At 69.9% G+C, this 19970-nt stretch carries 15 protein-coding genes; 8 read left to right on the forward strand and 7 right to left on the reverse strand.

The features are described from left to right. Positions 1-127 precede the first annotated feature (127 nt). Together OH809_RS10240 and OH809_RS10245 are read left to right on the forward strand one after the other, a co-directional pair. Positions 128-1141, forward strand: coding sequence for a DUF4349 domain-containing protein (locus OH809_RS10240; RefSeq protein ID WP_406422702.1), 1014 nt, complete (start codon positions 128-130; stop codon positions 1139-1141). Positions 1142-1187: 46 nt separating this feature from the next. Continuing rightward, positions 1188-2567, forward strand: coding sequence for an FAD-dependent oxidoreductase (locus tag OH809_RS10245; protein ID WP_406422701.1), 1380 nt, complete (start codon positions 1188-1190; stop codon positions 2565-2567). 230 nt (positions 2568-2797) lie between these two features. Here the strand turns inward: OH809_RS10245 and hemE are convergent, their stop codons facing one another. Further along, entirely contained in the window at positions 2798-3871 is a 1074-nt protein-coding gene (hemE, locus tag OH809_RS10250) for a uroporphyrinogen decarboxylase (RefSeq protein WP_406422700.1), read from the reverse strand. Positions 3872-3962: 91 nt separating this feature from the next. On the opposite strand from hemE, the gene OH809_RS10255 reads away from it, so the two are divergent. The 6 genes from OH809_RS10255 to OH809_RS10280 all read left to right on the forward strand — a co-directional run bounded on the left by OH809_RS10255 (position 3963) and on the right by OH809_RS10280 (position 12299). Then, positions 3963-4622 carry a DUF3000 domain-containing protein gene (locus tag OH809_RS10255; RefSeq protein ID WP_406422699.1) on the forward strand — a complete coding sequence of 220 codons (660 nt, stop codon included), beginning with the start codon at positions 3963-3965 and terminating at the stop codon, positions 4620-4622. Positions 4623-5282: 660 nt separating this feature from the next. Then, positions 5283-5945 carry a response regulator transcription factor gene (locus OH809_RS10260; protein WP_024488613.1) on the forward strand — a complete coding sequence of 221 codons (663 nt, stop codon included), beginning with the start codon at positions 5283-5285 and terminating at the stop codon, positions 5943-5945. A gap of 118 nt (positions 5946-6063) precedes the next feature. Continuing rightward, positions 6064-7338 (forward strand): HRDC domain-containing protein, encoded by a 1275-nt coding sequence (locus OH809_RS10265; protein WP_406422698.1) that lies wholly within the window; start codon positions 6064-6066, stop codon positions 7336-7338. A gap of 248 nt (positions 7339-7586) precedes the next feature. After that, positions 7587-8831: a thiolase family protein gene (locus OH809_RS10270; protein WP_406422697.1), complete on the forward strand. Its 1245-nt coding sequence runs from the start codon at positions 7587-7589 to the stop codon at positions 8829-8831. Further along, a complete protein-coding gene (locus OH809_RS10275) occupies positions 8828-10957 on the forward strand; it encodes a 3-hydroxyacyl-CoA dehydrogenase NAD-binding domain-containing protein (RefSeq protein WP_406422696.1) in 2130 nt (709 codons plus the stop codon). The genes OH809_RS10270 and OH809_RS10275 overlap by 4 nt, the downstream gene beginning before the upstream one ends. 205 nt (positions 10958-11162) lie before the next feature. Then, entirely contained in the window at positions 11163-12299 is a 1137-nt protein-coding gene (locus tag OH809_RS10280; protein ID WP_406422695.1) for a hypothetical protein, read from the forward strand. Here the strand turns inward: OH809_RS10280 and OH809_RS10285 are convergent. From OH809_RS10285 to OH809_RS10310, 6 genes are all read right to left on the reverse strand, one after another. Next, positions 12290-13414, reverse strand: coding sequence for a hypothetical protein (locus OH809_RS10285; protein ID WP_406422694.1), 1125 nt, complete (start codon positions 13412-13414; stop codon positions 12290-12292). The two genes, OH809_RS10280 and OH809_RS10285, sit on opposite strands and share 10 nt — an antisense overlap. Beyond that, complete coding sequence (locus OH809_RS10290; RefSeq protein WP_406422693.1) at positions 13414-14328, reverse strand: N-acetylneuraminate synthase family protein; 915 nt, start codon at positions 14326-14328, stop codon at positions 13414-13416. The genes OH809_RS10285 and OH809_RS10290 overlap by 1 nt, the downstream gene beginning before the upstream one ends. Positions 14329-14331: 3 nt before the next feature. Beyond that, positions 14332-15534: a cytidylyltransferase domain-containing protein gene (locus OH809_RS10295; RefSeq protein WP_406422692.1), complete on the reverse strand. Its 1203-nt coding sequence runs from the start codon at positions 15532-15534 to the stop codon at positions 14332-14334. Positions 15535-15663: 129 nt separating this feature from the next. Beyond that, the gene (locus OH809_RS10300) at positions 15664-16950 is read right to left on the reverse strand and encodes a DUF6716 putative glycosyltransferase (protein WP_406422691.1); all 1287 of its coding nucleotides are present in this window, start codon (positions 16948-16950) and stop codon (positions 15664-15666) included. Positions 16951-17064: 114 nt separating this feature from the next. Next, on the reverse strand, positions 17065-18822 hold the full coding sequence (locus OH809_RS10305; RefSeq protein ID WP_406422690.1) for a polysialyltransferase family glycosyltransferase: 1758 nt from the start codon (positions 18820-18822) through the stop codon (positions 17065-17067). Next, the gene (locus tag OH809_RS10310; RefSeq protein WP_406516240.1) at positions 18822-19901 is read right to left on the reverse strand and encodes a glycosyltransferase family 2 protein; all 1080 of its coding nucleotides are present in this window, start codon (positions 19899-19901) and stop codon (positions 18822-18824) included. The genes OH809_RS10305 and OH809_RS10310 overlap by 1 nt, the downstream gene beginning before the upstream one ends. Positions 19902-19970: the final 69 nt, after the last annotated feature.

The raw sequence follows: 19970 nt of genomic DNA on the forward strand, positions 1-19970 counted from the left end.
GCCCCCACTCTCTCAAACCTCTTCCGAGTCCTGAACGTGACCGCTTCGAAACCGGTAAAGGGCAACCCGCACCCCCGTCTCGCACGTCGAACCGGAACCATCAACCACCCGCCCTGGGGGAGCAGTTATGCAGAGAGCACGTCATTCGAGCCGTTCGTCCACCCGCCGTTCGCGCACGGCGCTCGCCGCCGGGATGCTTGCCGCGCTGCTCGCGCTGAGCGGCTGCGGCGGCGCCGACGACAGCTCCGGCAGCAGCAAGACGGCGGCGGACTCCGCGGACCACAAGGCGGCGGCTCCTGCGGAGCGCGCCGACTCCGCCGGCGGGAAGTCGGACCGGGGGGCCGCCGACGGCAGCCCGGCTCGGTCGACCAGGTCCCCCGCGCTGACCACCACCCATGTCATCCGTAAGGCCTCGCTCTCCGTGGAGGTGAAGAGCGTGCCGAAGGCGGCCGCGGCAGCCCGTTCGGTCACGGAGGATGCGGGCGGGCTGGTGGCGAACGAGTCCACCGACCGGATCGACGACCTGCGCGAAATGTCGCACCTCGTGCTGCGGGTGCCGCAGGCCGAGTACGACGCCGTGCTGCGGAAGCTGGCGGGCGGCGGGAAGCTGCTGTCCCGTACGTCGGAGGCCAAGGACGTCACCGATCAGGTCGTCGACGTGGAGAGCCGGATCGCCACCCAGCGGGCGAGCGTCGCCCGGGTCCGGAAACTGATGGACCGGGCCGAGAAGATTGCCGATGTGGTCGCCCTGGAAGGGGAACTGAGCAATCGCCAGGCAGAGCTGGAGTCGCTGCTCACCCGGCAGGAGTCGCTCAAGGACCGCACCACCCTGGCCACGATCACCCTCGACCTCTCCGAGCCGGAGTCCGCGGCGCAGGGCGCGGACGACGACGATCCGGGGTTCGTGGACGCGCTCGGCGGCGGCTGGCACGCTTTCGTGACCACGGTGAAGTGGATCGCGATGGCGGTGGGTGCGGCGGCGCCGTTCCTGGCGGCCGCGGCCGCGCTGCTGCTGCTCTGGCGGCTGGTGCGCACCCGGCTCACCCGGCACCGCACACCGCGGACAGCCGAGCACGCCCCCGTACCGGCGGCGGCGCCCGAGCACGCCCCCGTACCACCGGAGACTCCGTCCGCTCCCTGAGGGTCGTAGCGTGGTCCTTCGGACTCGACGCTCGAAGGGACCCGGCATGGCAGCGGAGCGACTGGTGGTCATCGGTGGGGACGCGGCGGGCATGTCCGCCGCGTCCCAGGCCCGCAGGCTCAAGGGGCCGGACGAGATGGGCATCGTCGCCTTCGAGCGCGGCCACTTCACCTCGTACTCCGCCTGCGGCATCCCCTACTGGGTCGGCGGAGACGTCGAGCAGCGGGACGACCTCATCGCCCGTACGCCCGAGGAGCACCGGGCCCGTGCCATCGATCTGCGGATGCGCACCGAGGTGACGGAGATCGATGTCGCCGGGCAACGGGTGCGCGCGCTTGACCGGGACACCGGAGAGACGTACTGGGCCGGCTTCGACAAGCTGGTGATCGCGACCGGTGCCCGGCCGGTACGCCCCGCGCTGCCCGGCATGGACGCGGCCGGGGTGCACGGGGTGCAGACCCTGGACGACGGCCAGGCGCTGCTGGACTCACTGGACCGGGCGCCCGGCCGGCGCGCGGTCGTCGTCGGCGCCGGGTACATCGGTGTCGAGATGGCGGAGGCGCTGCTGAAGCACGGCTTCGAGGTGACGGTCCTCAACCGCGGAGAGCAGCCGATGGCGACGCTCGACCCCGACATGGGGCGCCTGGTCCACGACGCGATGGACGGTCTGGGCATCACGACGGTGAACCGGGCCCGGGTCAGCAAGATCATCACCGGCGCCGACGGCCGGGTCTCTGCGGTCGCCACGGAGGAGGGGACCTACCCCGCGGACGTGGTGGTGCTCGGCATCGGCGTCGAACCGGAGACGACGCTGGCCCGCTCGGCCGGCCTCCCGGTCGGCCCGCACGGCGGTCTGCTCACCGATCTGTCGATGCGGGTCGTCGGGCACGACAACATCTGGGCGGGCGGCGACTGCGTCGAGGTTCTCGACCTGGTGGCGGGCCGCACCCGGCATATCGCGCTGGGCACCCACGCCAACAAGCACGGCCAGATCATCGGGTCCAATGCGGGCGGCGGGTACGGGACATTCCCGGGCGTGGTCGGTACGGCGGTCAGCAAGGTCTGCGACCTGGAGATCGCCCGGACGGGGCTGCGGGAGAAGGACGCCCGCGCGGTGGGGCTCCGGTTCGTCACGGCGACGATCGAGTCGACCGGGCGGGCGGGCTACTACCCGGGCACTCAGCCGATGACGGTGAAGATGCTCGCGGAGTACCGCACGGGCCGGCTGCTCGGCGTACAGATCGTGGGCCGGGACGGAGCGGCGAAGCGCGTCGACATCGCGGCGGTCGCACTCACCGCGGGGATGACGGTGGAGCAGATGACGGCGCTCGACCTGGGATATGCCCCGCCGTTCTCGCCGGTGTGGGACCCGGTCCTGGTGGCGGCACGCAAGACGGTCCAGGCCGTGCGCGCGGCGGGTGTGTAAGGGAACTCTCCGTCATCAGGCGGACGGACGATCACTCCATGGTCACTGGTTGCGACGAACTTCCTGCAGGTCGCCGTCAGCGGTGGCACCGTCGACGGCGGTGCCGGTGCCGACTTCTGCCGGGTGAACTCCGGCAACCGCCCATCAACTGCCCGTAACGCCCCCGAATGCACTGCTCGCCGCGGAACTCGAGGGTTTCACGGCGAGCAGGATGCGTTTCGGCGACCGGTTCAGCGGGCCGTCTGCGTGTGGACGTACTCGACGAGCCGGGTCAGTGCGTCCGGGTCGGTCGTCGGCATCACGCCGTGCCCCAGGTTGAAGATGTGGCCTTCCAGACCGGCGGCCGCGTCCAGCACCTCACGCGTCTTCGCCTCCACCGTCGCCGTCGGCGCGAACAGCACCGCCGGGTCGAGGTTGCCCTGGAGCGCCTTGCCGGGTCCGACCCGGCGCGCACCCTCGTCCATCGGGACCCGCCAGTCGACGCCGACGACATCCGCGCCCGCCTCGCCCATCAGCCCGAGCAGTTCACCGGTGCCGACACCGAAGTGGATGCGTGGGACACCGTACGAGGCAACCGCGTCGAAGACCTTCGCGGAGGCCGGCATCACGGAGCTGCGGTAGTCGGCGGGGGCGAGCGCGCCGACCCAGGAGTCGAAGAGCTGCACGGCCGAGGCGCCCGCCTCGATCTGCACCTTCAGGAACGCACCGGTGATCTCCGCCAGCCGGTCGAGCAGCTCGGCCCAGAGCTCCGGCTCGCCGTACATCATCGCCTTGGTGCGCTCGTGGCTGCGGGACGGGCCGCCCTCCACGAGGTAGCTCGCGAGAGTGAACGGCGCACCGGCGAACCCGATGAGCGGCGTCGACCCGAGTTCCGCGGTGAGCATGCCGATGGCCTCGGTGACGTAGTGGACGTCCTCCGGCGTGAGGTCACGCAGCCGGGCCAGGTCGGCCCGGGTACGGATCGGGTCCGCAACGACCGGACCGACGCCGGGCTTGATGTCGAGGTCGATCCCGATGGCCTTGAGGGGGACGACGATGTCGCTGAAGTAGATCGCCGCGTCGACCTTGTGGCGGCGTACGGGCTGCAGCGTGATCTCCGTGACCAGCTCCGGCATCATGCAGGAGTCGAGCATCGCGATGCCCTCGCGCACCTTCAGGTACTCGGGCAGCGAGCGCCCCGCCTGGCGCATGAACCAGACCGGCGTGTGCGGCACGGGCTCGCGGCGGCACGCCTTCAGGAACGCCGACTCATGGGTGGCGGAGGTCATCGTCTGCTGGCCCGAGGGGCTGTCGTTGGCGCTCACGCACAGAATCTTCGCATGAAGCGGTAAGGAGCCGAGTCCCGCAGGGTGTCCCTCCCTGCACGAGGCTCCGGTTCCGCCTACTCTTCCCCGCATGGCTCCGGCTCAGGGACAATTTTCCGAACATTCCGACAGCGCTGACGGCAAGGACAGTGCGGAGGGCAGTTCCGTCCCGCCCGCGTTCCGGTCGGCGGTGGAAGCGTTGCGCTCCGCGCGGCTCCGCCCCGAGCTGGAAGTGGAGCCGACTCGGCCGCCCCAGCGCCTCGCTCCGCACGCGTACGCCGTGGAGGCGGCGGTCGTCGACGGCGAGGACGATCTCGCCGACGGCCGCCTCGTGCTGCTGCACGACCCGGCCGGGCATGACGCCTGGCACGGCACATTCCGGCTGGTGACGCTGGTACGCGCCGAGCTGGAGCCGGAGATGGCGTCCGACCCGCTGCTGCCGGAGGTGTGCTGGTCCTGGCTGACCGGCGCGCTGGAGGCGCGGGGGCTGTCGTACGGGGAGGCTGGCGGCACGGTCACCCGCGCCGGTTCCCACTACTTCGGGACCCTGGCCGAGCGGCGCCCGGCGACCCAGATCGAGATCCGTGCGTCCTGGACGCCGCGCGAGGGGCGTGACGGGGTGCCGGACACGGCGGCGCATCTGGCGGCGTGGGGAGATCTGCTGTGCCAGATCGCCGGTCTGCCGCCGTCGGGACCGGCCGACGCGGCGGTGGTGACACTGCCCCAGCGGCGCGGCCCGCAGGCACCGTAGCCGGGTGCGTAGGCCGGATGCGCCGTGTGGGTGCACAGGCCGGACGCGGAGGCGGATCCCGCCTACGCCGGTTCCGTATCCCACCGATTCCGTTGTGCCCATTCCTTGTGCCCGTTCCTTGTGGCCGGTCCGAAGCCGGATCCGGGACTCTTCCGCGCGGCGGCTCCGGCAGAGGGCCCGGCATGCCGGTTCCGTACCCCCGGTTCCGCACGCCGGCGCGGCCCGTCGCTCCGCAGCCGGATCCCGTGCGCCCGGTCGCGCCGCTGTATCCGGACCTCCGGGCCCGCACGCCCGGTCGCGCCGCCGCACCCCCGGACACCCGGTCCTGCCTGCAGCGTTTCGCCGCCGGTGCCGTACGCCGGATCCCGCACGCTCGTCCCGGCCGCCTGAGCACGCGGCACCGGACCATGCCGCGTGTCCCGGCCGCCGGATCCACCGGATCCTGTCCGTGACGGTGCGTCACAGGCTTCGCACAGCTACCGGCATTCTTTTCGTACAATCGATCGCCCGTCCGATTTGCCCGAATTGTTACGCATGAAATCGTGATCTTCCTCTAAAGGAGGACGGGTCTGCTGCCGAAGAGGTCAATGACCCTTCAAGCACGGTTCGCCCCGGCTTCATCCCCGAGCCGGCCCGTCCCGCCACTCCCCAGGAGGCCTGGTGTCCGTTCTCCTAGAGCAGCCCGCAAGCCTGGTCGCCTACCGCCCGAACAAGCCGACGGCCATGGTCGTCGTGGCCGACCCCCGCGTCCGTTCCACCGTCACCCGCCACCTGTGGGCCCTCGGAGTACGTGACGTCATCGAGGCGTCGTCCATCGCGGAGGCCCGTCCCCGCGTCGGCAACCCGCGCGACATCTGTGTTGCCGACGTCCATCTGCCCGACGGTTCCGGGCTGACCCTGTTGTCCGAAACCCGAGCCGCCGGCTGGCCGAACGGCCTCGCCCTCTCCGCCGCCGATGACATCGGCGCCGTACGCAACGCCCTGGCGGGCGGCGTGAAGGGCTATGTCGTCACCGGCACACGCACCAATATCGGCCACCCGACCCGACCCGGCGTCGCCCCCATCGGCGCCAATGCCGCCCGTATGCACCGTCGGCCCCCCGGCACCCCGAGCCACCCGGGCGGCTACCGCGAACTGTCCGGCCGCGAGGTGGAGGTGCTCCGGCTGGTTGCCGAAGGCCAGTCCAACAAGGCCATCGGCGTCTCCATGGGGCTCTCCGCCCTGACGGTCAAGAGCCACCTCGCCCGCATCGCCCGCAAGCTCGGCACCGGTGACCGCGCCGGAATGGTCGCCGTGGCCCTGCGCACGGGCATCATCCACTGACCCCAGCACGCCGGCCGGCGTGTACCGAGACGCGGACCCGGCTGGTTTACATTCATCGGCGCCCGTCGACGGAACGTTCCGTCGACGGGCGCCGTACATACACAGATACCCTTGACACGTGACCGACGCCCAAGAGACCGCAGCAGACACTTCACTGCGAACCACCGGGGGCGCTCCCCCGGACGACGTCGCCCCGGCGCCGATCCCCTTGCTCGAACCTCGCGAGGGCATTCCCCCGGTGGTGGCCTCCGACGACGCCCTCGCCCGGGTGGTCGCGGCCTTCGCCGCGGGCACCGGCCCCGTCGCCGTCGATGCCGAACGCGCATCCGGCTACCGCTACGGCCAGCGCGCCTATCTCGTACAGCTGCGTCGTGAGGGTGCGGGCAGCGCGCTGATCGACCCGGTCGGCTGCCCCGACCTGTCGTCGCTCGGCGGCGCACTGCAGGGCAGCGAGTGGATCCTGCACGCCGCCACCCAGGACCTGCCCTGTCTGCGCGAAATAGGGATGACCCCCACCGGGCTCTTCGACACGGAGCTCGCCGGACGGCTGGCCGGATTCCCGCGGGTCGGCCTCGGCGCGATGGTCGAGAGCGTGCTCGGCTACGCGCTGGAGAAGGGGCACTCCGCCGTCGACTGGTCCACCCGCCCGCTGCCCGACCCCTGGCTCCGCTATGCCGCGCTCGATGTCGAGCTGCTGATCGATCTGCGCAACGCCCTGGAGGGGGAGCTCGACCGTCAGGGCAAGCTGGAGTGGGCACAGGAGGAGTTCGACGCGATCGCCTCGGCGCCGCCCGCTCCCCCGCGCAAGGACCCGTGGCGCCGCACGTCCGGTATGCACAAGGTGCGCCGTCGCCGCCAGATGGCGGTCGTACGGGAGCTGTGGAACGCCCGCGACCAGGTCGCGCAGCGCCGCGACATCTCGCCCGGCAAGGTGCTCGGCGACGCGGCGATCGTCGAGGCGGCCCTCTCGCTGCCGGCCGACGTCCAGGCCCTGACCGCCCTGCCCGGCTTCGGCCACCGGATGGGACGGCGTCAGCTGGAGCAGTGGCAGGCGGCCGTCGACCGGGCCAAGGCGCTGCCCGAAGCCGAGCTCCCTCAGCCGGGCCAGCCTCTCGCGGGCCCGCCGCCGCCGCGTTCCTGGGCGGACAAGGACCCAGCGGCCGCCGCCCGGCTGTCGGCGGCCCGCGCCGCGGTGTCGGAGCTCGCCGAGCGGCTGCACATGCCGCAGGAGAACCTGATCACGCCGGACACGGTGCGCCGCGTCTGCTGGGAGCCGCCGAAGAATCCGACGCCGGACGCGGTCGAGGACGCGCTCACCTCGTACGGGGCGCGGCGCTGGCAGGTCGAACGGGTGGCGCCGCTGCTGGTCCGCGCGCTGGCCGAGGCCGCCTGAGCGGCTTCCCGAGACCACGGAGACTGGGCGAACGCGACGCTGATCTGCACGGGTTGATGTCCCGGGGCTTCCGGGGGCGCTGTCGGCGCCCCGGACGCCTCACACGGCCCCTCACCCAGTGTGACGTTCGCCGCTCCGGGCGCGGGGACTACCCCACTTGGTTACCCGCAAGTAGCATGAAGGGGTGCGGCGCGCCTCCGAGGCGTGCTCCGCAGCAGTGCCATCCCGCACCCTGGAGGAGAGCCATCGTGCCTCGTACCATCCGGGACGTCGTCTTCGTCGACGGCGTCCGCACCCCGTTCGGCAAGGCGGGCCCGAAGGGCATCTACCACGAGACCCGCGCCGACGATCTCGTCGTGAAGGCCATCCGGGAGCTGCTGCGCCGCAACCCGGACCTGGACCCCGCCCGTATCGACGAGGTCGCCATCGCCGCGACCACCCAGATCGGCGACCAGGGCCTGACGCTGGGCCGGACCGCCGGAATCCTGGCCGGTCTGCCGCAGTCGGTGCCCGGCTACTCCATCGACCGCATGTGTGCGGGCGCCCTGACCGCCGTCACGTCGACGGCCGGTTCCATCGCCTTCGGCGCGTACGACGTCGTCGTCGCCGGTGGTGTCGAGCACATGGGCCGCCACCCGATGGGCGAGGGCGTGGACCCGAACCCGCGCTTCGTGTCGGAGAAGCTGGTCGACGAGTCCGCCCTCTTCATGGGCATGACGGCGGAGAACCTGCACGACCGGTACCCGCAGATCACCAAGGACCGCGCCGACGAGTACGCGGTCCGCTCGCAGGAGAAGGCCGCCAAGGCGTACGCCAACGGCACGATCCAGCAGGACCTGGTGCCGATCTCGGTGCGCCGCACCGCTGCAGCCGACAGCGGCTCCGCCGCGGGCTCGGCCGGTGAGACGGGCTGGGGCCTGGTCACGGCCGACGAGCCGATGCGTCCGGGCACCACGCTGGAGTCCCTGGCCGGTCTGAAGACGCCGTTCCGTGCCCACGGCCGCGTCACCGCCGGTAACGCCGCGGGGCTCAACGACGGCGCCACCGCCTCGCTGCTCGCCGCCGAGGAAGTCGCCCGCGAGCTCGGTCTCCCGGTCAAGATGCGCCTCGTCTCGTACGCCTTCGCGGGTGTCGAGCCGGAGGTCATGGGCTACGGCCCGATCCCGTCGACCGAGAAGGCCCTCGCCAAGGCCGGGCTCTCGATCGGTGACATCGGTCTCTTCGAGATCAATGAGGCGTTCGCCGTGCAGGTGCTCGCCTTCCTCGACCACTACGGCATCGCCGACGACGACGCACGCGTCAACCAGTACGGCGGCGCCATCGCCTACGGTCACCCGCTGGCCGCCTCCGGCGTGCGTCTGATGACGCAGCTGGCCCGCCAGTTCGAGGAGCAGCCGCAGGTCCGCTACGGCCTGACCACCATGTGCGTCGGCTTCGGCATGGGCGCGACGGTCATCTGGGAGAACCCGCACTTCGACGGAGGCAACAAGTGAGTTCCACCACTGAGCTTCTGATGGGCGCGGCCGAGCTGTTCCCGGGCGAGGTCGTCACGCAGGCGCACGTGCGCCACCTCGACCTGCCGGCGGGCGCGGGCAGGTTCGCCCTCATCACGCTGGACAACGGCCTGGACCACACCAAGCCGACCACCTTCGGACCGCAGTCGCTGGCGAACCTGAACGCCGCCGTCGACCAGGTCGAGAAGGAGGCCGCCGAGGGTGCGATCGCCGGTATCGGCATCACCGGCAAGCCGTTCATCTTCGCGGTCGGCGCCGACCTCAAGGGCGTCGAGCTGCTGAAGAACCACGACGACGCGCTCGCCATCGGCAAGGGCGGCCACGACGTGTTCCGCCGCCTCTCCGGTCTCGCGGTCCCGACGTTCGCGTACTACAACGGCGCGGCGATGGGCGGCGGTGTCGAGGTCGGTCTGCACTGCTCGTACCGCACCGTCTCCAAGGCGTTGCCCGCGTTCTCGCTGCCCGAGGTCTTCCTCGGTCTGGTCCCCGGCTGGGGCGGCTGCGCCCTGCTGCCGAACCTGATCGGCGCCGACCGCGCGGTCTCCGTCATCATCGAGAACTCGCTGAACCAGAACCGCCAGCTGAAGGGCGAGCAGGTCTTCGAGCTCGGCATCGCCGACGCGATCTTCGAGGGCGCGGACTTCCTGGAGCAGTCGCTGGTCTGGACCGCGAACGTGCTGAACGGCACGGTCACGGTGGAGCGCCCCGAGGTCGACCGCGGTGACGCCTGGGACCGGGCCGTCGCCCGTGGCAGGGCCATCGCCGACTCCAAGGTGCACGGCGCCGCCCCGGCCGCGTACCGCGCGCTGGAGATCATCGCCGCGGCGAAGGACGGCGACCTGAGCGCCGGCTTCGACGCCGAGGACCAGGCCCTCGCGGACCTGATCGTGGGCGGCGAGCTGCGCTCCGGGATCTACGCCTTCAACCTGGTCCAGAAGCGCGCCAAGCGCCCGGCCGGTGCCCCGGACAAGAACCTGGCCCGCCCGGTCACCAAGGTCGGCGTGGTGGGTGCGGGCCTGATGGCTTCGCAGCTCGCCCTTCTCTTCCTCCGCCGCCTCGAGGTCCCTGTCGTCCTCACCGACATCGACCAGGAGCGCGTCGACAAGGGTGTGGGCTATGTCCACGCCGAGATCGAGAAGCTGCTCGGCAAGGGCCGGATCAACCAGGACAAGGCCAACCGCCTCAAGGCCCTGGTCACCGGTGTGCTGGACAAGGCCGAGGGCTTCTCCGACGCCGACTTCATCATCGAGGCCGTCTTCGAGGAGATCGGCGTCAAGCAGCAGGTGTTCGCGGAGGTCGAGGCGGTCGCCCCGGCGCACGCGATCCTCGCCACCAACACCTCGTCCCTCTCGGTCACCGAGATGGCGTCGAAGCTGCAGCACCCGGAGCGGGTCGTCGGCTTCCACTTCTTCAACCCGGTCGCGATCCTCCCGCTGCTGGAGATCGTCCGCGGCGAGCAGACCGACGACGCCTCGCTGGCCACGGCGTTCGGTGTGGCACGGAAGCTGAAGAAGACAGCGGTGCTGGTGAAGGACGCCCCGGCGTTCGTCGTCAACCGCATCCTCACCCGCTTCATGGGCGAGATCCAGAACGTCATCGACGAGGGCACCCCGGTCGAGGTCGCCGAGAAGGCCATCGAGCCCCTCGGTCTGCCGATGTCCCCGCTGGTGCTCCTGGAGCTGGTCGGCCCGGCCATCGGTCTGCACGTCTCCGAGACCCTGAACCGCGCATTCCCGGAGCGTTTCACCGTCTCCGAGAACCTCGCGGCGGTCGTCAAGGCCGGCAAGCGCGGCTTCTACGTATACGACTCCGGCAAACCGGAGCTCGACCCGGAGGTCGCCGCTCTCCTCAAGCAGGGCGATGTCGTCCTGTCCGAGGAGCAGGTCCGCGACCGCGTCCTGGACGCGGTGGCGCAGGAGATCGGTCTGATGCTGGACGAGGGCGTCGTCGCCGAGGCCCAGGACATCGACCTCTGCCTGATCACCGGTGCGGGCTGGCCCTTCCACCTGGGCGGCATCACGCCGTACCTGGACCGTGAGGGCGTCTCGGAGCGGGTGAACGGGAAGCGGTTCCTGGAGCCCGGGGTGGCTTCGGTTCCGGCGTAACCAGCACACGCACGAGAGAGGGCTCCCGCCGCGGCGGGAGCCCTCTCTCGGCGTCCGGGGGGGCGATCACATCTCGACATCCGGGAGATGATCACAAATAGGAGACAAGGTCAATGATCGAAATAGTCTCATGCCTATAATGTGTCAATTCTGGCCGCCGTGTGGGGAGGCCGTTCCAGGCCGACGGAAGGGTGGACGGCACATCATGCGGGGAAGATCGAGGAGCGCGCGGCGCGCGCCCCGGACCGGGGCATACGAACCGGCGTCTTCCGCACACAGAGCTTCCGCGCAGGGAGCCGAGAATCCGGTCGGCGGTACATGGCTCACCCGTGGTACGGATGGACGCCTCTCCCTCTTCGCCCTGGCGGCCGACGGCCTGCTGCGCTGGACGGAGGCGCGGCCGGGCGGACCCGACTGGGAGGGCCCCGCATTCTTCCCCGTTCCGTCGGGGCTGACTCACCTGTCGATCGCGCAGGGCGCCAATGGCTATCTGCATTTCCTCGCCCGTCGCACCCGGCGGCACGCCGACGGCCGGACAACGGTCGACCTGATGTGCACCATGCAGTACCAGTCGGGCCGACCGATCAACGGATGGCGGGCGATCGCCAACCCCTACAAGGACACCGACGACCGCCATCCCCGCATGGGATATCCCGTTGGGGCCGTCGACGGCGCCGGAACCCTGTACATCTTCGCCCGCAACGCGGGCCGGGGACTGCATCTGCGCCACGAGGACAAGGACGGCAAATGGCGTCCCTGGCACGACCTGCGCGGCAGCGCGCTGCACGAGGGGGTGGTCGTCGGGGTCACCTCCAAGGGCCGCATCGGCGTGCTCGCGCCGTCGGACAAGCCCGTGCACCACTGGCAACAGCCCGTCCAGGGCGGCCAGTTCGAGCGCCTTGAAGACATCCCCGTGACCATCGTCCCGGGTACCGGAGTGGCCCTGGAAACCTCCGAGGACCAGCTCACCTACTACGTCGGCGACGCGTACTCCTCCAGTCTCCTGGCGATACGCCCCAACGGATCCGTCGTACCGATCGGCGGCACACCCGGCGGCGGTACCCCCTCCGCGTTGCGCACCCGCATCGACGGGCAGGACTGCACCGTCCTTGTCCACCGTGGCCTCAGCGGCAGCCCCATCTTCGGAGCGTTCGTGACCAATGCGGAGGAGTGGGGGGTGCAGTGGGCGGAGGTCGGCCAGCCCTGCCTGGGCGACCCCATCATCACGCTGGACGCGAAGGGCCGTATCGTCCTGGCCCTGCTCGGCACCGACGGCGCTCCCCGCATCACCCGGCAGTCGTCGACGGACGGGCTCACGCTGGGGCAATGGCGTCAGATCTGACGCCCCTGCCCGTCAAGCGGCGCCCCCCTTGAGCTCCGATGCCCCGGCCGGTCAACCGCGTACGGGAATGATCCGGAACCTGAACCGGCCCGCATGCTCGGCAGCCCATGCCGCTGCTTCGCGGACTCCGCCATCTCCCGCAGGAAGTCCGCCGCATGGGAGGTCGTGCCCGGTGTGAACCACGCCTCGTCGATCTCGCAGAGTTCGATACGGATTCCCAGTCCTCGCAGGACGATCGGCAGCGTGTGCGCCACGGTGGAGGGAAACGTCAGAACCGTGTGACCGATGGGCCCTTGGGCCGCGAGGGGTTCGAGGGGAAGGTCGGGCCGGAGCACACTCACCCCCGTGGCCTCGGCGATGCGCCGGAGCTTCGCCCTGCTTTCGCGGCGGTGCGCCAGATAGCGGTCCACCCCTCGCGCGCGCACGATGGCCCGCACCGCGTCGAGGTACCGCTCCTCCCCCACGATCCCCGTCTCGACCAGCGAAGTGCCCAGCAGGTCGGCACCCGTTCGGACCGTCGGATGCGGGAAAAGGGAGCGGGTCCAGGCGTACGCGTTGGACACGACGCGGATGCCGGGAGGTTGGGCCACCTCCATGCATGTGAACAGGGAGCGCAGCAGCGACGGTTCCAAGAGCCAGTCCATCGCCCTGCCGCCGCGCCCGGCACCGTTTGTTTGCTGATGCCAACGGGTCAGCCGTCGGCCTTCCATGACGATGCGTACGAACTCCGTGGTCGCCGTGCCGTCGTCGACGATCACCAGGTCCCGCGCTTTGGCCGAGGGCAGCAGTGTCTGCACCATTCCGGAGAAGAGATCACCGACGACCAGCCGCTCGGCCCCCGCAACCAACCTGCGCACGGTGGCGAACTGCCGCATGCGGCTGACCGTTCCGGACCGGATCTCGAAGTGTGTGATGTCCAGTCCGTGGCCGGCGGTCAGCTCCGCCACCCGGGCGAGCTGCACCCTGGACCACGGGTCCAGAGGAAGCAGCACCGCGACCTGGACAGCGGAATCCTCACCCTGGTGGGCCTCGGCCTCGCCCTGGCGTGCGCAATACGCCCATTCCGCCACGTTCAGCAGCTGGGCGGGGCTTTCCACCAGGGCGAGGGTTCTCATCACGCGACCGGGGCCACCGATTCGGCGACGGTGCCGACGACGCGACGCAGCTTCTTCATCGGGCCGAGCTCGGACTCGTAGACCTTCTTGACGCCGTCGCCGAGCGACGCCTCGATGGTGCGGATGTCGCGGACGAGACGCTGCAGGCCCTGCGGCTCCACGGACGCGGCCTGGTCCGAACCCCACATGGCCCGGTCGAGGGTGATATGGCGCTCGACCATGCAGGCGCCGATGGCGACCGCGGCGACGGTGGTCTGCAGACCGATCTCGTGGCCGGAGTAGCCGATCGGGACGTTCGGGTACGCGGTCTGAAGGGTGTTGATGACGTGGAGGTTGAGCTCCTCGGCCTTGGCCGGATACGTCGACGTGGCGTGCAGCAGGACAATGTTGTCGCTGCCCAGCACCTCGACGGCGTGGCGGATCTGGGCCGGAGTCGACATACCGGTGGACAGGATGACCGTCTTGCCGGTGGCACGCAGGGCGCGCAGCAGCTCGTCGTCGGTCAGCGAGGCCGATGCCACCTTGTGGGTGGGGACGTCGAACTTCTCCAGGAAGGCGACTGCCTCGGTGTCCCACGGGGACGCGAACCAGTCGATGCCCTTCTTCTTGCAGTACTCGTCGATGGCTCTGTACTCGTCCTCGCCGAACTCCACGCGGTGGCGGTAGTCGATGTAGGTCATCCGGCCCCAGGGAGTGTCGCGCTCGATGTCCCACTGGTCGCGCGGGGTGCAGATCTCCGGCGTGCGCTTCTGGAACTTCACCGCGTCACAGCCGGCCTCGACGGCGGCGTCGATGAGCGCGAGGGCGTTCTCCAGCTCGCCGTTGTGGTTGATGCCGATCTCGCCGATGACGTACGCCGGCGAGCCGGGGCCGACCACACGGGAACCTATCTTCCGGATGCGGGGGTTGTGCATGGTTCAGAGAGCCTTTCCAAGAAGGTGTGCTGCTATTTCGCGGACAACGCCGTGGCCCCCGCGTGACGTGGTCACGGCACGCGCTTGTTCACGGACGATGTCGTGGGCGTCGGCCACGGCGACAGGCCAGCCGACGAGTTCGAAGCAGGGCAGGTCGTTGACGTCGTTGCCCGCGTAGAGAATGCGCTGAGGGTCGATACCCTCGGCCTCATACCACTTGCGGAGCTCGGCGTCCTTGCTCTCCACCCCCTGGATCACGGGGATGTCGAGCTTGCGTGCCCTGGCGGAGACCACGGGGTTGGTCTCGCTGGAGAGGATGAGGACGGGGACGCCTGCCTTGCGGAGGCGGGAGATCCCCATCCCGTCACCCCGGTGGACGACTACCGTCTCGTGACCGTCCGCGTCGATCCACACGCGGTCGTCGGTCTGGGTGCCGTCGAAGTCGATGACGACAGCGTCGACTTCGGCACGAGTCGGGAACCGCGGCTCGTCGACGAGTCCGGCCAGCGCCCGTGCCCGCTCCAGGTCGGTGGGATCGTCGATTTCGAGCGTGCGGGTCGGGTCGACGGGGACGGCCGCCACGTTCCCGAAGAAGCGGTGGTTCTTGTCGCGGAAGCCCTGGGCGAGCATCGCGTAGGCGGCGCCCGTCTCCAGGAACTCCTCGGGACGATCCTGCCGGCGCAGCCGCTCGGCGCTGTCGTGGTTGACGCCCTCGGCGGCGACGACCACGGCTGCGCCCTCCTCGCGGATGCCGCGCCACACGAAACCGTGGAAAGGGGAGGCCGTGAACGCGGAGTCGGCGCCCCCGTCGAGCACGGCAGAGACGACCCCCTCGACGTCTTCGGCTGTGAGGAACGGGCTGGTGGCCTGGACGAAGAGGAGCACGTCGGTCAGTTCGCCGTGCCGCTCCTCGACGGTGTCCAGGGCGTGCAGCAGCGCGGATTCGCTGGACGCCGTGTCGGAGGCGAGCTCGGCAGGGCGCAGTACCACCTCCGCTCCGTGGCGGCGGGCCTCGGACGCGATGCTCTCGGCGTCCGTGCTCACCACGACCCGGGTCACCCTCGGTGATCGGCGACAGGCGCGCACCGCCCGGCCGACCAGCGACACCCCTGCCACCGGGGCGACGTTCTTGCCGGGGATGCCCTTGGAACCGCCGCGGGCCGGAATGACGGCGACAACAACGGGCGCGGGAAAGGATGGTGACATGTCGGACCTCGTAAGGAGACGGGCAGGCAGCGGTGGACGGTGGAGCGGTCGAGCAGGTGTGGGGGGCGAAGCCGTGGAGCTACGTGGGGGGAGCAGTGGGGGAAAGAGGATGGTCGGCGGCCGGGGCTCTCAGAGACCGCCCCAGCGCTGGATCTTCGGTGCCACGGTCTGGACACCGAACCGGTAGGCGCGACGCAACGCCTTCCGTGAGGTCCGGGCCAACAGACCGTGCCGGTTGCCGGAAGGACCTGCCGAGTGGGGCAGCGGTGTTCCGTCCGGGGCCAGGCCGCGCCTGGCCAGGAGCCGGGGCAGATAGCCTGCGGCGTTCTGCATCGTGTAATAGGGCCGGATCGGCGGCAGAGCCGGCGACCGCACCAGACTCGTGACCCGCTCACGCAGTTGTGCGTACGGATCGCGGGCCAGGATGCCCTGTTCCTCCAGCCAGCCCGGGTGGGCGTACGGCTGGGCCCCCTCGTCGATCTCGTTCCACGAGGCGACGCAGCCGGAGCCGGTGAAGTAATGGTTGCCGTGCGGCTCCCGGACCCCGAGGTCGCTGAGGATCACCGTGGGGATGCCGCGGTGCATCGACTCCAGGGCCGCGGTGGAGCTCACGGTGACCAGGAGGTCGGTGCGGTCGAGGACCTCGGCCATGTTGCCGTAGCCGAACTGCAGGTTGGGCGGCAGTGGCTCGCCCAACTGCTCGGCCAGGGTCTCGTAGTGGTACGGCTCGATGTGGGTGGTCTGCTCGCCGGGCCGGGAGCGCAGTTTGATCAGTACGTCGCGTCCGGGGCGGAGGCGGGCGTGCTGGATGGCACGGCGCAGGATGTAGAGGCGCCCGTCGCGGTCCTCGGGCACGGAGGGCTGGACGGCGAACGTCACCGTGAAGGGGTGGATCGCGTCGGCGCGCGAGGGGTCGTACTGCTGGTCCGCGAGGAAGGGCAGAGCCGTCTGCACGACGCAGCTGTCGGAGATACCGAGGCCGCGGTAGATCTCCCGGAACCTGCGGGCGTCGAAGGGACTGTTGGCCAACACGACGTCCGCGCCGGCGCGCAGCAGCAGACCGTCCGTCAGGTTCTCGTAGACGACGCCCACATAACCTGTCACCAGGACCGGGCGGCGGGGCACGTCCTCGAAGCTCCGGGCGAGTCCGTGCAGGACCGCCTGTGTGGTGCCGCCGACGGACCCCACGATCAGGACGTCGGCCTGCGCGAGGTCGGGGCCGGTGACGAACTCGGCGACCGAGGACTGGGTGACGGCGGCGGGCTCGATGCCCACCTCCGCTATCTGCCGCGCGGTGGGCGTGGCCCGGCCGTTGAGCATGTGCGCGTGCACCCACGGATCGGGGTGGAGTCGCTGTGCCAACTCGCCACCCCACTTCCACCGGGTGTCGGAGTCGGCGAGTACGTGAATCCGCATCGCCTCTGCTGCTCTCTCGCCTCGCCTGTGTCGTCCCATCGGCCAACGGCCGATGGGACGAGCCTGGTGAGGCCTCGCTTGCCTACTGGACAGGTTCCTACCGAGTGCGTGGGTTCATCCCATGGCCTTGACCACCTTGCGCGCGCCCCGCGCCTTGACCAGACGGGCCGCGGCGCTGGACTCGGGATTGATCCGCAGCGCCTCCTCTGCCGCGAAAACCCTCAGCGACTTGCCTTCCCGGCCCATCAGGGCGGCCACTTCCGCGATCTTGATCCAGGTCATCGCGCGCTCGTCCCCGGCCATCGCCGCGAGCGAGAGCATCCGCTTCGCCTGCTCAAGGTCCTGGTCCTTGATGTAGAGGTGCGCCATGCCGATGAGCACGTCCATCGGCTTGCGCTCCTTGAGGATGCCCTCGCCGATCCGCCGGGCCGCGTCGGTCTCCCCCGCTTCCAGGTGGTCCTCGAAGGACTCGACCGTCAGCTCCTCCTGAGTCGGCTTCACGTTCGGCCCGCCCTTGCCCTTCTTGGCCTTCTTGGCGCTCTCCAGCTCCTGCATCTCCGCTTCCGAGGGCGCACCCGGCAGGGACAGCTTGTAGAGCAGGTCCGGTTTGAAGTGCATGCGCAGCGCGGGACGTACGTCCATCTGCGGGAGTACACGCAACACGTACGCGACGGCGCGCTCCCTCAGGTGCGGGTTCCGGTCCGGCTGCATGCAGTACCCGACCGTCGCCACGTACTCGGCGAGTTCCTCGCGGACCCACCCGGGGTTGTTCAGCAGATCGGCTGTGGCGAAGCCGTTGCCTTCCAGGTCCGGCAGGGCGACCTCGCAAATGGTCACCGGTATGCGGTTGCTGTTGGGGTAGGGACGCATCTTCCGCAGGACCTCGCGGGCGCCGACCATGGCCGCCGGAATCCCGTAGACCGCGCGGGCGGTGAACAGCGCTGTGGAGAAGCAGCCGATCACCACCACAGGCCGCAGATATCCGTACACGGCTTCGGCGAGGAGCGGGGTCTCGAGCACCAGCAGCTGGACGTTCAGTTCCGCGGCCCGCACCACCAGGGAGTCCGTGAAGCTCTGCGGGGCGCTCGGGTGGGGCTTGAAGAGAACCGAGGTGAAGCCGATGTTCACCGCGGACTCGAACATCCGCAGATGCAGCGCCTCCTCCTCCGCCTCGGTGAGCAGCCCGATGCTCGACAGGTACTGCCCGAGGAGCATGGCCGCGCCGGAGCGCCCGGAGGGGAAGCCGGACGGGATCAGGGATGCCAGCACCGGTCCGCACGATTGTCCGAACTCGCCGAAGACTCGCTGCACCGAAGTCGGTTCGACCGGTTCGGGCGGCACGTCGTACTCGCTCAGCAGGAGGGGGCGCAGGCCCGGGATCAGGTCGAGGTAGAGAGTGCGCCGTATACGCGAGTAGACGTCACGCTCAAGCGCGTTGCGCGTGGGCCCGTAGGTCATCAGACCGTCGGCGTACACCGTGATCTGTGCCTCGCGGAAGAGCTTGCAGAATGTGAGCGCCGGCTTGACCTGGATGGACTCGACGACGAGCTCCAGTGGTCCGGGCGGGATGTTCCAGCGCAGCCCGAGCAGTTCGCGCCACATGGGCACATCCTCGACTCGCGGGTCCCACAGGCTCGGGTGGTACGGGAAGATCACCGAGTTCCAGGAGATCACCGCGTCGAAACGGGGACGCAGGGTCTCGAAGCCCTGCATGCCGTCGAGCGGCGTGGTGACCTCCGGGATCTCCGTGTTGGTACACACCACGAGAATGCGTCGGGAGCCCTCGGCCGGGCCGAACTGGCCGGAGTCGATCGCCGCGGTCAGGGTCAGCGCCCCGTAGAGGGTGGAGGCGACGAAGATCTGGGTCGTCATCAGGCGGTGACCCGGATGTTCTGGGGGTTCTGCCGCTGGTTCGGTCGGCCCGAGCGCGCCTCCCAGGATGCCCTGCGCCCGTTGTTGGGCAGGAGGCGCACGTCGGCGCCCTCGGGCCGGGCCGCGGCGCCGGCGGCGCGCACGGAGTTGATGAGCCCGGCACGGCGCTCACCCATCTCCTCAAGGGTCTGCTCCAGCAGTCGCTGCGGCAGCTGGTCGAGAGCCTGGGCCACCCGGCTCTTCAGCAGGGCCCTGACGTCGTCCTCATAGGTGTCCGCGCGGTCGAGATGGATGGCCATCATGGCGCAGTACGTCCGGATCACCTTGGGCATGATGTGGCGCCCCCACGGGTGGGCCGCCACCTCCTGGGCAACGCGATCGAAGCACGGGATGAAGTCGAGCTGGCGCTCGTCGGGGATGCGGGTGAGGGAGGTGGAGACGTCGCGGCGATAGAAGATGCCGGCCAGATCGACCGCCGCGTAGGACTGTGCGTTGAGGTGCAGACGCCAGGTCCACATCCGGTCCTCGGCCGTGCGCAGCTTCTCGTCGAAGAACAACAGACCCCGGCGGGCGAGCAGTTCGCGGTTGAAGATACCGGCCCAGACGAGCGGATAGTCGACCATGGTCGACGCGTTCACCGGCATGATCGACTTGATCGGCGCCAGCAGGGTGTTGCGTACGGCCTGCGGCGAGCGGACGATCTCCCGCTTCTTGCCCACCACACGGACGTGGTCGGTCCGGACGAAGTCGCAGCCGAGCTGCTCGATCACCCCGACCAGTTGGTTGAGGTAGCCGGGCGCAAACCAGTCGTCGCCGTCGAGGAAGGCGACGTGTTTCCCCTTGGCCATCCGCAGACCGGCGTTCCGGGTGGCCGAGATGCCCGAGTTCTGAGGGTTCTGGTAGAGCACCCCACCAGGGACCTTGCGGATCTCCCGCTGGAGGATCTCGAAGGTGCCGTCGGTGGAGCAGTCGTCGACGACGATGAACTCGAAGTCGTGCCGGGCGTTGAACGTCAGGGACTTCAGCGCGGTGGTGCAATAGTCGCGCACGTTGTACATCGGCACGATGACGGAAAGCATCACTGGCGGCGCCTCGACTCCAAGACCTCGATGCCGCCGGACGCATTCCGGACGGCGGACATACAACAC

The organism is Streptomyces sp. NBC_00873 (genome assembly GCF_045207415.1).
In the GTDB taxonomy this organism is placed as follows: domain Bacteria; phylum Actinomycetota; class Actinomycetes; order Streptomycetales; family Streptomycetaceae; genus Streptomyces.

Excerpts from the sequence above, each read along its gene's own strand:
- OH809_RS10240 (WP_406422702.1), top strand. The coding sequence starts at position 128 with ATGCAGAGAGCACGTCATTCGAGCCGTTCGTCCACCCGCCGTTCGCGC.
- OH809_RS10245 (WP_406422701.1), top strand. The coding sequence starts at position 1,188 with ATGGCAGCGGAGCGACTGGTGGTCATCGGTGGGGACGCGGCGGGCATG.
- OH809_RS10255 (WP_406422699.1), top strand. The coding sequence starts at position 3,963 with ATGGCTCCGGCTCAGGGACAATTTTCCGAACATTCCGACAGCGCTGAC.
- OH809_RS10280 (WP_406422695.1), top strand. The coding sequence starts at position 11,163 with ATGCGGGGAAGATCGAGGAGCGCGCGGCGCGCGCCCCGGACCGGGGCA.
- OH809_RS10285 (WP_406422694.1), bottom strand. The coding sequence starts at position 13,414 with ATGAGAACCCTCGCCCTGGTGGAAAGCCCCGCCCAGCTGCTGAACGTG.
- OH809_RS10290 (WP_406422693.1), bottom strand. The coding sequence starts at position 14,328 with ATGCACAACCCCCGCATCCGGAAGATAGGTTCCCGTGTGGTCGGCCCC.
- OH809_RS10295 (WP_406422692.1), bottom strand. The coding sequence starts at position 15,534 with ATGTCACCATCCTTTCCCGCGCCCGTTGTTGTCGCCGTCATTCCGGCC.
- OH809_RS10300 (WP_406422691.1), bottom strand. The coding sequence starts at position 16,950 with ATGCGGATTCACGTACTCGCCGACTCCGACACCCGGTGGAAGTGGGGT.
- OH809_RS10305 (WP_406422690.1), bottom strand. The coding sequence starts at position 18,822 with ATGACGACCCAGATCTTCGTCGCCTCCACCCTCTACGGGGCGCTGACC.
- OH809_RS10310 (WP_406516240.1), bottom strand. The coding sequence starts at position 19,901 with ATGCTTTCCGTCATCGTGCCGATGTACAACGTGCGCGACTATTGCACC.